We start from the raw sequence: 13,773 nt of genomic DNA on the forward strand, positions 1-13,773 counted from the left end.
GGCTTCCAGTTCCCTGAACTGATGGTTGTGGCCGGCACCCCCTGGGTGCCGGCCACACCGCTTTAAACGGGCTGCCCCGTTCCACGCCACAACGGCCGGCAGCCCGCCAGGTGGCGCAGTCTTGCGGCGGGGTTCAGGCCGTCAGTGTCCGCGTGCGGAGGTGGCGATGACCGTGACAGCGTGCTCCACCGCGTAGACCGGGTCCCGCGAAAGTCCCTTGACCTGCGCATCAGCTTCCGCGGTGACCTGGATGGAGCGGACCAGGCCTTCCGGCGTCCAGCGCCGTACGTCACGCTGGGCCTGCTCCACGAGCCAGGGCTGCATGCCAAGATCCCGGGCGATCTGCGCGGACGACCCCCGTGCGCCCGCCACTTTGGCGACAGTCCTCAGCTTGGCAGCCAGCGCGGCCACCAGTGGAACGGGGTCGGCTCCTGTGGCCAGGGCATGGCGAAGCGCGGACAGGGCCGCCGGGCCGTTGCCCGCCATGGCGGCGTCGGCAACCTTGAAGGCTGTGGCTTCGATCCGGCCGCCATAGTAGCGGTCCACCAGCTCTGGGGTCACGGCCCCGCTTGCATCCGCGATCAGCTGGCTGCAGGCTGCCGCGAGTTCGGCCAGGCTGGCGCCCACTGCGTTGACCAGGGACTGGACAGCTTCGCCGCTGATTTTCCGGCCGGCAGCCCTGAATTCCGAGGTGACGAATGCGCTCTTGTCGGCATCCTTTTTCAGCGGCTGGCAGTCCACCACGGGCCAGCCGCCTGCTTTGACGGCGTCGAGGAGCTTCTTGCCACGGACACCGCCGCCATGCCGCAGGACCAGGACGACGTCGGGCTCGGGTCGGGCCACATAAGAGAGCGCGTCGGCCAGGAAGGCGTCGTTCATGCTTTCAACGCCTTCGACCTCGATCAGCTTGTTCTCTCCGAAGAGCGAAGGGCTGACGTGCAGGGTGAGCGACCCGGCTTCGTAGCTTGCCGCGTTGAGCCGTGTGACCTCGACATCGGGCGAAGTTGCCCGTACCTGCGCCCTGACGCGGTCCATCGCCCGGACACCGAGGTACTCCTCCGGGCCGCCGATCAGGACCACTCCCGCCGGTTCCACGTCCCGCCAGGTGGCCGTAACGGACGCCGTGGTCCTGTTTCGTGCATTCGGCGCAGCGGCCATGCTGGGTTCCTTCCGGAAGTGTTTGTGCAATATCTAAGCCTGCCACGGCGGGCGCGAGGCACCAAGCCACGTCCCGGCATCCGGCGGGGCCGTGGCGGCCAGCCAACACGTTCCACCTTTTCCAGGATCTTCTCGATGCGGCGGTGCAGGCCAAGGACCATGTCTGCTGCCAAGCGCGGACGGAGTGCCAGCAGCACCATGGCGAGTGTGAGCACCGACAACGCAGCCATCGTCAACAGCCCGAAGACACCCTCGGGCCACGGCAGTGTGGCGCCGGGAAGGCCCGCCATGAACCTGGCCGTCGCGGCCACACCACTGCAGAACGTGCCCGAAACTGCGATCAGGGCGGTTGCAGCCCACGGCGCAGGCACCACCAAGGGAACCGCGGCCGTGCCAAGCAGCGTCACCGGCGCGACGAGCGGGGCGGCCACCACATTCGCCACCAGGGAGTAGGTGGAGAATTGCGGCTGCAGGAGCACGATGACGGGACCGCACAGCAGTTGTGCGGACAGCGGCACGGCAAATGCCGCCGCCGCCCAGCGCGGCACAACGGCTGGCGTGAGGTCCACCATCCGCCGGCCGAGGACAATGATTCCCAGGGTGGCCAGGACGGACAGCAGGAAGCCGAAGCTGGTACCCAGGCCGGGGTCGAACAGCAAAAGCCCGATGACGGCGAGGCTCAGAAAACTCAGGCCCCGGCCAGTCCGTCCGCCGGCCAGTGACGCAAGGGCGATCGAACCCATCAGGGCGGCCCGCAGGACGCTGGCATCGGGGCCCACGAGGAGGACAAACAACCCCAGGCCCGACAAAGCCATGACTGCAGCCGGTACCCTGGGCAGGCGCAGGCTGCGGGCCAGCATCAGGAGGGCCCCGAGAACCAGGCTGCAGTTGGCGCCGCTGACGGCCGTCAGGTGGGTCATGCCCACGGCCTGCATGGCTGCGGTCAGACCTTCATCCAGCGCGCTGGTGTCTCCGGTGACCATGCCGGGCAGGAGACCGGCGGGGTCCGGTGCCAGGAACGACGCCGCGGACACATAGTGGCTTCGCAGCTGCGCTGCGCCTTCGTGCCAGCCCGGGTAGCCGCCCGGCAACAGCAACGGGGCCGTTGATGCGGCCAGGATCCCGGCCTCGGCCTGGCCCGGATCCGCAGGCCTGAGCTTCCCCGCGCTGCGGATGCGCTGACCTGCCGCCACGGAGCCCCAGTCACCGCCGCCCATGACCACGATGTCGGCACGGCCGCGGATCAGCTGGCCACCGGCGGTGACATCAAGGGTGGTGGCCGGCACGGCCCACCTTCCTGCCGCCCCGGCCTGCCCTGCCGGGGCGACGGCGCGGGGCGCCCCGGTGATCTCGATAATTGCCACCACGGACTGGCCGCCCCGAACGACGTCGGACAGGGGGCCATCGTGCCGCTGCGACGACGCAACAGCGGAATGCGCGGCGGTGCACACGGCCAACAGTACGGCGATGGCGGCGGTGGTCAGGAAACTGCGGGGCACACCTGCCCGCAGGGCCTTGGCGAGAAGAACCGCAGCGACGAGCAGCAGCGCACAGCAGACGCCGAGGAGTGCTGCCGGTGCCAGCCAGACCCCGGCGACGGCGGCACACCAGACCAGCAGCGCGGCAGGGGCAAGCCGTACGTCCGTGCGCCGCCGCTTCCCGTCTGCCGGGAACGAAGGTTGGGGCCGCCGGCGCACGTTTTCCGTGACCACGCGGCGGATGGTTTCCCCTGCAGGTTTTGGCGGCTGTCCCGTACCAGCCCGGGCAAGGGGCTCCGTGGGCTGCGCAGAGTAGCCTGCGGGTTCGCCGGCTCCGGTCCCGGGCGCCCTGACTGCCGCCTCCACAAACCGGCTCCACCGGCTGGGGCTGCCACGAGGTCCCGTTCTGTCCGGGGACATCACTCCACGCTCACCAGCGGCAGCAGGGTCTCGAGCATTTTTGGTCCGACTCCGTCCACGGCATCGAGCTCCTCGACCGACGTGAACAGCCCGTGCTCCTTCCGCCAGTCCACGATGCGCTGCGCAAGCACCGGGCCCACCTTGGGCAACGTCCCAAGCTCTTCAACACCGGCCGAGTTGAGGTTGATCTTGCCCGCGGGCGGTTCGAGGCCGCCTGCACCGGCGCCGGCCTCACCCGCCGCGCCTCCGGCGGAGTCGGTTGGCAGGGGTTCACCGTGCCGCGGCACATAAAGCTTCTGCCCGTCCACGACGACGGCGGCCAGGTTGAGCCGGTCCAGGTCCGCCGCCTCGGTTCCCCCGCCGGCGGCTGCGACGGCATCGTGAACCCGGCTCCCTGGCGCAAGCTCAACGATCCCCGGCCGGGCGACAGCCCCCGCCACATGCAGCACCGCGGGCGCCCCGCCCCCGGATCCGGCATCCGCGCCGGTCTGTCCTGGATTCTCCGGTACCGTTCCGGGCGGCTCCTGTCCGGATCCGCCCGGAACGGCGCTTCCTGAAGGCGTGACGTCACCGAGCGGCAGCACGTCCGGCCGCCCGGTGGAAACCTGCCACCAGAACCAGGCCCCGCAGACGACGGCGGCAATGCCCACGAGCACAGCGACCTTCAGTCCCAGCCGCCACCTGAGGACCGGCCCCGTCCGCCCCGGGCCGGACTGGGTTCCGGGCGCGGCGTCCGCTCCGGATCCAGCGACTCGATCTGGATCCCCGCCCGTGCCGCCGCCGTACACAAAACTTTCCCCGTCCCCGGGCAGGAGCCCGCCGGACCCGGATCCGAGGGTAGCCTGCAAGCGCCGGCCGGCATGGCGCGCCGCAGGGCTGGCTGCGGATCCAGCATCCCGGCGTGACATATCCACCACGCTAGGGAGGCGGACCGGCCCGGAACAGTGCCGGGTGCGGCTATGTGGAAAGAGCCGGTCACAGCCCGGCGGCCGGTCCCGGAGAGCCACCCTCCCCGACGGGCTTCCCCGGGATTCCGGGAACTGTGAACCGGTAGTGGGTCACGTAAACCCTCAGCAGCCTCCCGGAGATGGTGCCTTCGCCTGCCGCGAGGATGCTGGTCGCGGAATCAGCCGCCAGTGCCCATCCGATCACGCGCGCAACGCACAACGGCGGACAAATCGAGCCCGTAAGTCGGCCCTTCGCCTGAACCGTACTCCTCGAGCCGGACCGCACCCCGCTCGAAGAGCCGAAGCGCGCCAACACTGTTCCCCCGGGCCGCGTGGGTAAGCCCGACGCATATCTGGGCGAGACCCTGCCAAAGGTCGCGTTCCTGGGCCGGCCCAGCTTTCCATCGGGCCTCAAGTACCTCATGCGCGGCGAGGGGCCGGCCTGCTTCCACCAGCCTCCGGGCCGAGACCAACGTCTCCGCCGGCGGCAGCGGCTCCTCGGAGACCGGCTCCACGCCAGCACTTCCGTACGGCAGCGGCCGTCCAAGGGCGTCACGTGGCCGGGCCTGCCGCGGGCGCCGTGAAGCATCCCGATCCCTGTCGCCGGTCATTGCACTTTCCGGTCTGAGCGTCCGTGGACCTTGCCAACCTTCATCCGCCCAATCCTACGGCTTGGCCCTTCGATCCGAGCCATGCACTTCGCTCGGGCCGCGTCAACTAACTCCGTCGGCGCCGCCGGACTCGTGCAGGCCAGGACGGTACAGGGAGGGTGACCTGGAGCGATACGTTCAGCAGGCGGGTTTGATCCCCCAGGAGTTTGCGGTGTGCGGTCGGAACCCCCGGTTCAATGCAGGCGGACTGGACTGTCGGGATATTGGAGTCATTGACGGCTGGAACGTACGCATCCCAATCACTGACTGCGGCCAGGACGACGACACGAACATTGTGCAGATTGTGGTCAACAAGTACGGCCACTGACGTCTCTGTTGGTTCTTTTCGCTCGGCGTCAGTCAGTGGTCCCGACCACGCTCACAGTGCGCTGGCTCCGGATGTCCGCCCCGTTTCCGGGAGTGCGGCTAGCTGGATAGGCCCGGGAGTCCGGCGGCCGGTTCCGACGTTCCACCGTCCCCTACGATCACGGCCAGGACTCCCAGCCCGGCGTGGGCGGCGAGGACTGCCGGAAGCGAACTGATCTGGGCGCGGGGGCAACCCGGGAGGGCGGCCGCAAGCCTGTCTGCAAGCGCCTCGGCCTCTGCGGGGTTCCCGAAGTGGTGGACAGCGAGCCTGACGCTGCCTGCAGGCCGGGAAGCAGCGTCCTGGGCCGCAATCTCCTCCAGCCGGGCTATTGCCCTGGCTGCCGAGCGGACCTTTTCCAGCGGAACGATCTTGCCGCCGTCGACCGCCAGGATGGGCTTGATGGCCAGCATGGTCCCGACCAGGGAGGCGGCTGCCCCGATCCTTCCGCCCCGGCGGAGCTGCTCCAGGCTGGGGACGTAGAAGTACACCTTCGTGCGGCCCAGCTGCCCCTCGGCAACGGCGCGCACGCCGGCAGCGTCCGCTCCTCCCGCTGCGGCGACGACGGCGGCCTGCACGCCCATGCCCAGTGCCATTCCGACGGTGCCGGAATCGATGATCTCGACAGGGATTTCCACCCGGCCCGCGGCCAGGCGGGCAGCGTCCGCGGTGCCGGACAGTCCGCCGGAAATGTGGATGGAAACCACGGCGTCGTAGCCGCGGCGTTCGGCAGCGAGGAAGGCCTGCTCGAACTGGCCCGGTGACGGGCGGGAGGTCTTGACGGATTTGCCGCTCGCGAGTGCGAGGGCAATGGTTTCGGTGATGTCGTCCTCGCCCTCGCCGTAGATTTCCTCGCCCACCATGACAGGCATGGGAATCACGGTCAGGCGCCCGTCGCCGGCACAGGCCTTGACCCATTCTGCAGGCAGGGCGGCAGCGGAGTCAGTGACCACTGCGGTCCGGACGACGCCGGCCTGGCCGGCACCGGAGATTTCCGGCCGGGGCGCGGGGCGCAGCGCCGCCAGACGGTCCCGGAGCCATAGCCAGGCGGCGGAATCACGGTCGGGCAAGTGCGCCTCCTGGAGTTATTGCCGGCCGCCGGAAGGATCCGGCGGCCGGTGCCCCGGCTAGGCCGGGACGATGTTCACCAGTTTAGGTGCACGCACGATGACGGTGCGGATGCCCCGCCCGTCGAGGGCCCGCTGGACGTTCTCCGAGGCGAGGGCCAGTTCGCGCAGTTCGTCTTCGCCGATCTCCGGGGAGACCTCGAGCCGGTCGCGGACCTTGCCCTGCACCTGGACGACGGCCGTCACCGTGTCCTGCACCAGGAGCGCTTCGTCGTGGGCCGGCCAGCCGGCGTTCGCGACGGAGGCCGGGTGGCCCAGGACATTCCACATGTCTTCAGCGGTGTAGGGCGCGAACAGGCTGAGGATGACCGCGACCGCTTCCGCGGCTTCGCGCACCGCGGGGTCGGAGCCCCCTGCGCCGGCATCAATGGTTTTGCGGGTCGCGTTGACCAGCTCCATGAGCTTGGCCACGACCACGTTGAACTTGTTGCTGTCCAGCAGGGCCGCGGCGTCGGCGATGGTGCGGTGCGTGACGGAGCGCAGTGCACGGTCCCCGGCCGCGGGGTCAACACCGGGCGGGCTGGTGACGTCCTGCGCCAGACGCCAGGCGCGGGCCAGGAACTTCGCGGAGCCCGACGGCGATACGTCCGCCCAGTCGACGTCGTCCTCCGGCGGAGAGGCGAAGATCATGGTCAGGCGGACGGCGTCCACACCGTATTTGTCCAGCTGCTCGCCGAGGTCAACGCCGTTGCCCAGGGACTTACTCATGGCCTTTCCGCCGTTGAGGACCTGCCCCTGGTTCAGCAGGGCGCTGAAGGGTTCGTCGGCGTCGATCATGCCGAGGTCGTGGATGACCTTGGTGAAGAACCGGGCGTACAGCAGGTGCAGGATGGCGTGCTCGACGCCGCCCACGTACTGGCCGACCGGCATCCACTCGTTGATCTTGGCCGGGTCGAAGGGGCCTTCGGTGAACTGCGGCGAGACGAACCGCAGGAAATACCAGGACGAGTCCACGAACGTGTCCATGGTGTCGGTGTCGCGCTTGGCTGCACCGTGGCAGTTGGGGCATTCCACGTTGACCCAGGCTTCGGCGGCCGCCAGCGGGGACGTGCCCTTCGGGGACAGGTCTTCGCCCCGCAGGTCCGCCGGCAGGGTAACGGGCAGCTGCTCGTCGGGAACGGGAACCTCGCCGCAGGCGGGGCAGTGGATGATCGGGATGGGCGTTCCCCAGAATCGCTGGCGGCTCAGCAGCCAGTCGCGGAGCCGGAAATTGACGAACTTCTCGCCGGTGCCCTGCTCTTCCAGGATGCTGATGGCGGCCGGGATGGCCTCGGCCTTCGGCAGGCCGTCCAGCTTCCCGGAATTGATCAGGGTGCCTTCCCCCGCCGTCGCCTTGCCGGAAACCGCGGGGTCCTCCTCGCCGGTGTCCAGCACGGCGCGGACGGGCAGGCCGAAGGTTTTGGCAAAGTCGAGGTCGCGCTGGTCGTGCGCGGGGACGGCCATGATGGCACCCGTGCCGTAGTCGGCCAGGACGTAGTCCGCGGCCCAGACCTGCAGCTTCTCGCCGTTCAGCGGATTGATGGCGTAACGGCCGGTGAAGACGCCGGTCTTTTCCCGTTCGGTGGACTGGCGCTCGATCTCAGACAGTGCCTTGACCTGTTCGCGGTAGGCGTCCAGGGCTGCGGCGTGCTCTTCCGCGACGAGTTCGACGGCGATCGGCGCGTCGGCCGCCACAACGAAGAACGTTGCGCCGTACAGGGTGTCGGGGCGGGTGGTGAAGACAGTGACGTCCTTGGCGGGCTTGCCGCCGTCGGACTCGATCACAAAGTTGACGTGGGCACCCTCGGAGCGGCCGATCCAGTTCTTCTGCATGGCCAGGACGCGCTCGGGCCAGTGGCCGCGCAGCTCGTCCATGTCATCGAGCAGCCGGTCGGCGTACTCGGTGATCTTGAAGTACCACTGGTTCAGCGACTTCTTGGTGACTGCGGTACCGCAGCGTTCGCAGGCACCGTTGACCACCTGTTCGTTGGCCAGCACCGTCTGGTCCTTGGGGCACCAGTTGACCGGGGAATCCTTGCGGTAGGCCAGGCCACGCTCGTAGAAGCGCTTGAACAGCCACTGGGTCCAGCGGTAGTACTCCGGGTCAGAGGTGTGTACCCGCCGTGACCAGTCCGCGGAGATGGCGTAGCGCTTGAACGATGCCGCCTGGGTCTCGATATTGGCGTAGGTCCACTCGCTGGGGTGGGCGTTGCGCTTGATGGCCGCGTTCTCCGCGGGCAGGCCGAACGAGTCCCAGCCGATCGGGTGCAGGACGTCGAAGCCCTGCTGCCGGAGGTACCTTGCCACGACATCGCCCATGGCAAACGCCTCGGCGTGGCCCATGTGCAGGTCGCCCGACGGGTACGGGAACATGTCCAGGACGTAGCGGCGCTCGCGGGATCCGTCATCGGCGGGGGTGAAGACCTTGAGGTCTTCCCATACCTGCGGCCACCTGGCTTCCATCGCGGCGAAGTTGTAGGCGCCCTCCTCGGGGCCGTCCGCTGCCGTTGCTGCTGTTCCGGTCTCTGTCTCCGGCTGAACGCTCACTGCTGCCCTCTTCTGTTCTGTTACGGCATCTGTGCGGCCATAACTTCTTTGATCCCTTCTGCTGCCGGCCCGGCAAACACGCCCGGACACACAAAAGCCCCTCTCCATGGAGGGGCTGCCGCACGGCTATCCGGTTGAATCCGGACACCGGGCGGCTAGCTAAGCAGAAGGATCGCACGCATGGAACTACTTTAGCGCACCACGGCGGGGCACCGCGGTGCCCGCACCCCTATCCGGCGCGGCCCCGCCTGAATAGACTGGAGCCCGCTGTGCAACAACTGACCCGGACCGGTGACTGAAGGTGAGTGACGACATCCTGTTCCCCCCGCTCGGCCACCCGGCCGCGTCGGCGAGGGAAACCGCCGGCAGTAAGGCCGCCGCCCTGTCCGCGCTCAGCGCCGCCGGCTTCCGTGTTCCGGCCGGATTTGTGGTGACCGAAGCTGCGCTTGCAGCTGCAGAAGCCCGCCATTGGGGGACAGAACTCCAGGCAGCTGCTTCGGCCGCCGGGCCCGGCCCTTACGCGGTGCGGTCCTCCGCTGCCGCGGAAGACCTGCCGGGCGCTTCCTTTGCAGGCATGTACGAGAGCTACCTCAACGTTGCCCTGGACGGCCTGGCCGCGGCGGTGGAGCGATGCTTTGAATCCGCCGGCGCCGGCCGCGTCCGCGCCTATGAGGCGTCCATCGGGCCGGGGACAGGCGAGGGAGCCGCCATGGCGGTCCTCGTCCAGCAGATGGTGGATCCCGTCGCCGCAGGCGTCGCCTTTACCGCCAACCCGCTGACCGGGGAACGCAACGAAACCGTCATCTCAGCAGTTCAGGGCCTGGCGGAGGCACTGGTGTCCGGTGTGGAAACGGGCGAAGAGTGGGTGGTGCGCGGGGGACGGTCCATTCGGGTGCGCGGGGCCGACGGGGTACTGTCGGCGGAAAGCTCGACGGCGGTGGCCACCTGCGCCCGCAAGGTCGCCCTTCATTTCGGCTGCCCGCAGGACATCGAATGGGCACTGGACCGCACGGGCAGCGTCCAGATCCTGCAGGCCCGGCCGATGACGGCCCTTCCGGACCCCGTGAGATGGGAGCCGCCGGGCAAAGGAGCCTGGCTCAGGAATTTCCGCCTGGGCGAATGGCTGCCTGAACCGGTCACGCCCCTTTTCATGGACTGGGTGATTCCGCGGATGGACGAGGCATACAACAAGGCGGTCTTCGCGTCTGCCGGGATTTCAGTGGCAATGGGGCACGGACAGGTCAACGGCTGGTATTACGTCTCCCCGCCGAATCCCAAGGCACTGCCGCACTTGCTGTTCGGCGGCGAACCGCGATCCCTGCCCTATTTCTTCAACTCCGTGGTGCGGCCCATGGTGGACCCCGCCGGGGCAGACAGGACGGTCCTGCGTGGCCTCGAACACGAATGGCGCACCGAATGCCTGCCCTCGTACCGGACCTTAGTGGACACTTCGTGGGACGCCGCCGGGACGGCCACCCTGGCTGAACTCATAAACACCGTGCAAAGTGTGGCACGGAAGGCCGGTGAGTACCTCTGGTTCTTTTCCGCCACGGGCGGTGCCGCGTGGAAGATGGAACTGGTTTTGGCGCGGTTCTGGCGCCGGCACCTGGCCGGGGCGCTCGCGGGGCAGGCCACCCCGGAGACACAGGAGGCCATCGGATACCAGACGCTCCTGGGCGGCCTGGCTCCCGCGCTGCCCGCCGGGGTGCCGCACGCCGTCTACAGCATCGACTGGTACCACAGGACGGCGGGCGAGCAACGCGGCGGGCCCGCCCAGGCCCGGGAGGGCAACGCACCACGCCATGCACCGACGCCGTCGGCAGCTGAGCGGCGCCGCGCCGCTGAGGCCTCATGCCGTGCGTTGCTGAAGGGAAGGCGGCTGAAGCGGTTTGACAGCCTCCTCGGCCTGGCCCAGCATTACGCCCTGCTCCGCGAGGAGCAGGCCAAGGACTTCACCCTGGGCTGGCCGCTGTTGCGCCGGTGCGCGGCGCAAATAGGAGCCCGCCTGCACGGCCACGGCATCATCAAGGCGCCCGGGGACGTCTACTTCCTGACCTTTGACGCCTTACGCCTGGACGCACCGCCGCAGCATAAAAATGTTGACCGGCGGCGCAGGCAGTGGCAGAGCCAGCGGAAACTGGCGGCTCCGCTCTCGCTGGGAAAGCTGCCGCCTCTGCTCGGAAACATGTTCGACAGGATCGCGAACAGCGCCCGCAGCAGGGACAACCTTCCGGCCGGCGCCCTGGTGGGCCACCCTGCCAGCCCGGGCCGGGCTCAAGGCCGCGTGCGGGTGGTGGACGGTCCGGAGGAATTCTCCCGGTTCCTGCCGGGCGAGATCCTGGTGGCCAAAGCGACGGCGCCGGCATGGACGCCGTTATTTGCGGCTGCCGCGGCCGTTGTCACGGACGGCGGCAACCTGGCTGCGCACGCCTCCCTCGTGGCCCGCGAGTACGGCATACCGGCCGTGGTAGGCACCGGCAACGCCACCCAAATCCTCCACACCGGCCAACTGGTCACAGTCGACGGCAACGCGGGTATCGTAATGACCCACGAGGACTGAAGTACGAGGTGCTTGGGGCGAGGGCCGGACAAAACGGGCGGGACTGGCCGTGAGGAAGGCGTCCCCTCCCCCCATAGCAACGGCGGCTAAACTGGCCCGCACGGCCAAGGGGCCGGAGGCTCCCCCGCCATGGCGTGGTGGGCACCGCGAAGCGGGCGGGCGGGGAGCCTCCGGCCCTTTGGCAACTCGTGAGGATTTACTTCACGTCCTCGTCCACCCAGTCCATGGACTTCGTGACGGCCTTCTTCCACAGGCGCAGCTGGCGGTCCTGCTCGGCCTGATCAAGTTGCGGTTCCCAGCGCTTGTCCTCGGACCAGTTGGCCGAAAGCTCGCCGAGGTCCTTCCAGAATCCGACGGCGAGGCCCGCTGCGTAGGCGGCGCCCAGTGCGGTGGTTTCCACGACTTTGGGACGGATCACCGGGACCCCCAGGATGTCTGCCTGGAACTGCATCAGCGCATCGTTGGCGACCATGCCGCCGTCGACCTTCAGCTCCGTGAGCGGAACGCCGGAGTCCGCGTTGACCGCGTCCAGGACCTCCCGGGTCTGGAATGCCGTGGCCTCCAGGGCTGCGCGGGCGATGTGGTTCCTGTTGACGAACCGGGTCAGGCCCACGATGGCGCCGCGGGCGTCCGAGCGCCAATACGGGGCGAACAGTCCGGAGAATGCTGGCACGATGTAGACGCCGCCGTTGTCCTTGACCGACGCGGCCAGCGTCTCCACCTCCGGGGCGCTGCTGATCATGCCGAGGTTGTCCCGCAGCCACTGGATCAGGGAACCGGTGACGGCGATGGAGCCTTCCAGGGCATAGTGCGGGGCGGCATCCCCCAGCTTGTAGCCGACGGTGGTCAGCAGGCCGTTCTTGGAGTGGACGATCTCCTCACCGGTGTTGAAGATGAGGAAGCAGCCGGTGCCGTAGGTGTTCTTTGCTTCGCCGGCCTGGAACGCGGCCTGGCCGAAGGTTGCGGCCTGCTGGTCGCCCAGGATGCCCGATACCGGGATTTCCCGCAGCAGCTGTGACGTGTGGACGGTGCCGTACACCTCGGAGGAGGACTTGATCTCCGGCATCATGCTCAGCGGGACACCGAAAATCCCCAGGATCTCCTCATCCCAGCTCAGTGTCTCCAGGTCCATGAACAGGGTGCGTGAGGCGTTGGTGACGTCCGTGACGTGCACGCCGCCGTCAACACCGCCGGTCAGGTTCCAAAGGACCCAGGCATCGGTGTTGCCGAAGACCAGGTCACCGGCTTCGGCCTTGGCCCGTGCGCCCTCGACGTTGTCCAGGATCCATTTGATCTTGGTGCCGGAGAAGTAGGTGGCCAGCGGAAGGCCCACTTTCGGCTTGAACCGTTCCGGCCCGCCGTCCTTGGAGAGCTCGTCGACGATGTCCTGCGTGCGCGTGTCCTGCCAGACGATGGCGTTGTAGACGGGCTCGCCGGTGGTCTTGTCCCACACCACAGCCGTTTCGCGCTGGTTGGTGATGCCGACGGCGGCGATATCGTGCCGGGTCAGGTTCGCCTTGGAGAGCGCGGAGGCAATGACCTCCCGGGTGTTGTTCCAGATCTCGGCGGCGTTGTGTTCCACCCAGCCTGCCTGCGGGAAGATCTGTTCGTGCTCCATCTGGCCCGACGAAACGATGTTGCCGCTGTGGTCGAAGATGATGGCCCGGGAGCTGGTGGTGCCCTGGTCGATGGCGATTACGTACTGGTTCATGGTGACGTCCTTGTCTGCTGAGTGGTTACTGGGAGGTCAGGCGGCGGCAGTAATGATGATCGGTGCGATCTTTGCGACAATACCGGCCAGAGCGCCGCCCACAAGGGGTCCTGCTACGGGAATCCACGAGTAGGCCCAGTCGCTGGTTCCTTTTCCCTTGATGGGAAGCAATGCGTGGGCAATGCGCGGGCCCAGGTCACGGGCCGGGTTGATGGCGTAGCCCGTAGGTCCGCCCAGTGATACGCCGATGCCCACCACGAGCAGGGCCACGGCCAGCGGTCCCAGGCCCGAAGGCGTTCCACCGAGGGTGAGGATCACAAAGACCAGGACAAAGGTGCCGATGATCTCGGTGACCAGGTTCCACGGGGTGGAGCGGATCGCGGGGCCGGTGGAAAACACGCCCAGCTTGCTGGCGGACTCCGGTTCCGCGTCGAAGTGCTGCTTATAAGCGGCCCAGCAGACTACTGCGCCGAGGAAAGCCCCCAGCATTTCGCCGCCGAAATAGGTCAGCGTGGACGCAACGTCAATCGGGACGCCGGGCGCGTACTCCGCCTTGCCGTTAACCAACAGGCCCAGCGTGACGGCGGGATTAAGGTGCGCACCGGACTTGGCGGCAACAAAAACGCCCGCGAAAACGGCGATGCCCCACCCCCAGGTCACCATCAGGAACCCGCCGCTGTGGCCTTTGGTGCCCTTCAGGGCAACGTTGGCCACGACGCCGCAACCCAGCAGGGTGAGCATGGCCGTTCCGAAGACTTCGGAAAGAAAAACAATTCCAAGAGACATCGTTGACTCCTTTATTCTCTGTTGTCGGTCCTTCGCGGGTATGAAG

At 68.0% G+C, this 13,773-nt stretch carries 11 protein-coding genes; 2 read left to right on the plus strand and 9 right to left on the minus strand.

The features are described from left to right. Positions 1-141: 141 nt before the first annotated feature. The 5 genes from holA to EYS21_RS23715 form a co-directional block, all read right to left on the minus strand. On the minus strand, positions 142-1,158 hold the full coding sequence (gene holA / locus EYS21_RS10040) for a DNA polymerase III subunit delta (protein WP_131133061.1): 1,017 nt from the start codon (positions 1,156-1,158) through the stop codon (positions 142-144). Then, positions 1,071-2,870: a ComEC/Rec2 family competence protein gene (locus tag EYS21_RS10045; protein WP_242633368.1), complete on the minus strand. Its 1,800-nt coding sequence runs from the start codon at positions 2,868-2,870 to the stop codon at positions 1,071-1,073. Before EYS21_RS10045 ends, holA begins: the two co-directional genes overlap by 88 nt. A 185-nt stretch (positions 2,871-3,055) precedes the next feature. After that, complete coding sequence (locus tag EYS21_RS10050; RefSeq protein WP_131133063.1) at positions 3,056-3,964, minus strand: ComEA family DNA-binding protein; 909 nt, start codon at positions 3,962-3,964, stop codon at positions 3,056-3,058. Positions 3,965-4,031: 67 nt separating this feature from the next. Continuing rightward, positions 4,032-4,208 carry a hypothetical protein gene (locus EYS21_RS23380; protein WP_165478288.1) on the minus strand — a complete coding sequence of 59 codons (177 nt, stop codon included), beginning with the start codon at positions 4,206-4,208 and terminating at the stop codon, positions 4,032-4,034. Then, on the minus strand, positions 4,183-4,455 hold the full coding sequence (locus EYS21_RS23715) for a DUF309 domain-containing protein (RefSeq protein ID WP_242633379.1): 273 nt from the start codon (positions 4,453-4,455) through the stop codon (positions 4,183-4,185). Before EYS21_RS23715 ends, EYS21_RS23380 begins: the two co-directional genes overlap by 26 nt. Here EYS21_RS23715 and EYS21_RS23720 point away from each other — a divergent pair. After that, a complete protein-coding gene (locus EYS21_RS23720) occupies positions 4,336-4,587 on the plus strand; it encodes a hypothetical protein (protein ID WP_242633389.1) in 252 nt (83 codons plus the stop codon). The genes EYS21_RS23715 and EYS21_RS23720 overlap by 120 nt on opposite strands. 492 nt (positions 4,588-5,079) lie before the next feature. Here the strand turns inward: EYS21_RS23720 and EYS21_RS10060 are convergent, their stop codons facing one another. Together EYS21_RS10060 and leuS are read right to left on the minus strand one after the other, a co-directional pair. After that, complete coding sequence (locus EYS21_RS10060) at positions 5,080-6,087, minus strand: DegV family protein (protein WP_131133065.1); 1,008 nt, start codon at positions 6,085-6,087, stop codon at positions 5,080-5,082. A gap of 57 nt (positions 6,088-6,144) precedes the next feature. Further along, positions 6,145-8,670 (minus strand): leucine--tRNA ligase, encoded by a 2,526-nt coding sequence (gene leuS, locus EYS21_RS10065; protein ID WP_131133066.1) that lies wholly within the window; start codon positions 8,668-8,670, stop codon positions 6,145-6,147. Positions 8,671-8,971: 301 nt separating this feature from the next. Here leuS and EYS21_RS10070 point away from each other — a divergent pair, with 301 nt between their 5' ends. Next, the gene (locus EYS21_RS10070) at positions 8,972-11,230 is read left to right on the plus strand and encodes a PEP/pyruvate-binding domain-containing protein (RefSeq protein WP_131133067.1); all 2,259 of its coding nucleotides are present in this window, start codon (positions 8,972-8,974) and stop codon (positions 11,228-11,230) included. A 196-nt stretch (positions 11,231-11,426) separates the two neighbouring features. Here EYS21_RS10070 and glpK read toward each other — a convergent pair whose 3' ends face one another. Together glpK and EYS21_RS10080 are read right to left on the minus strand one after the other, a co-directional pair. Further along, positions 11,427-12,941, minus strand: a complete 1,515-nt coding sequence (gene glpK, locus EYS21_RS10075; RefSeq protein WP_131133068.1) for a glycerol kinase GlpK — start codon at positions 12,939-12,941, stop codon at positions 11,427-11,429. A 36-nt stretch (positions 12,942-12,977) separates the two neighbouring features. After that, positions 12,978-13,727, minus strand: coding sequence for an MIP/aquaporin family protein (locus EYS21_RS10080; RefSeq protein ID WP_131133069.1), 750 nt, complete (start codon positions 13,725-13,727; stop codon positions 12,978-12,980). Between the last annotated feature and the right edge of the window lie 46 nt (positions 13,728-13,773).

It is taken from the genome of Arthrobacter sp. S39 (assembly GCF_004320525.1).
Lineage (GTDB): Bacteria > Actinomycetota > Actinomycetes > Actinomycetales > Micrococcaceae > Arthrobacter.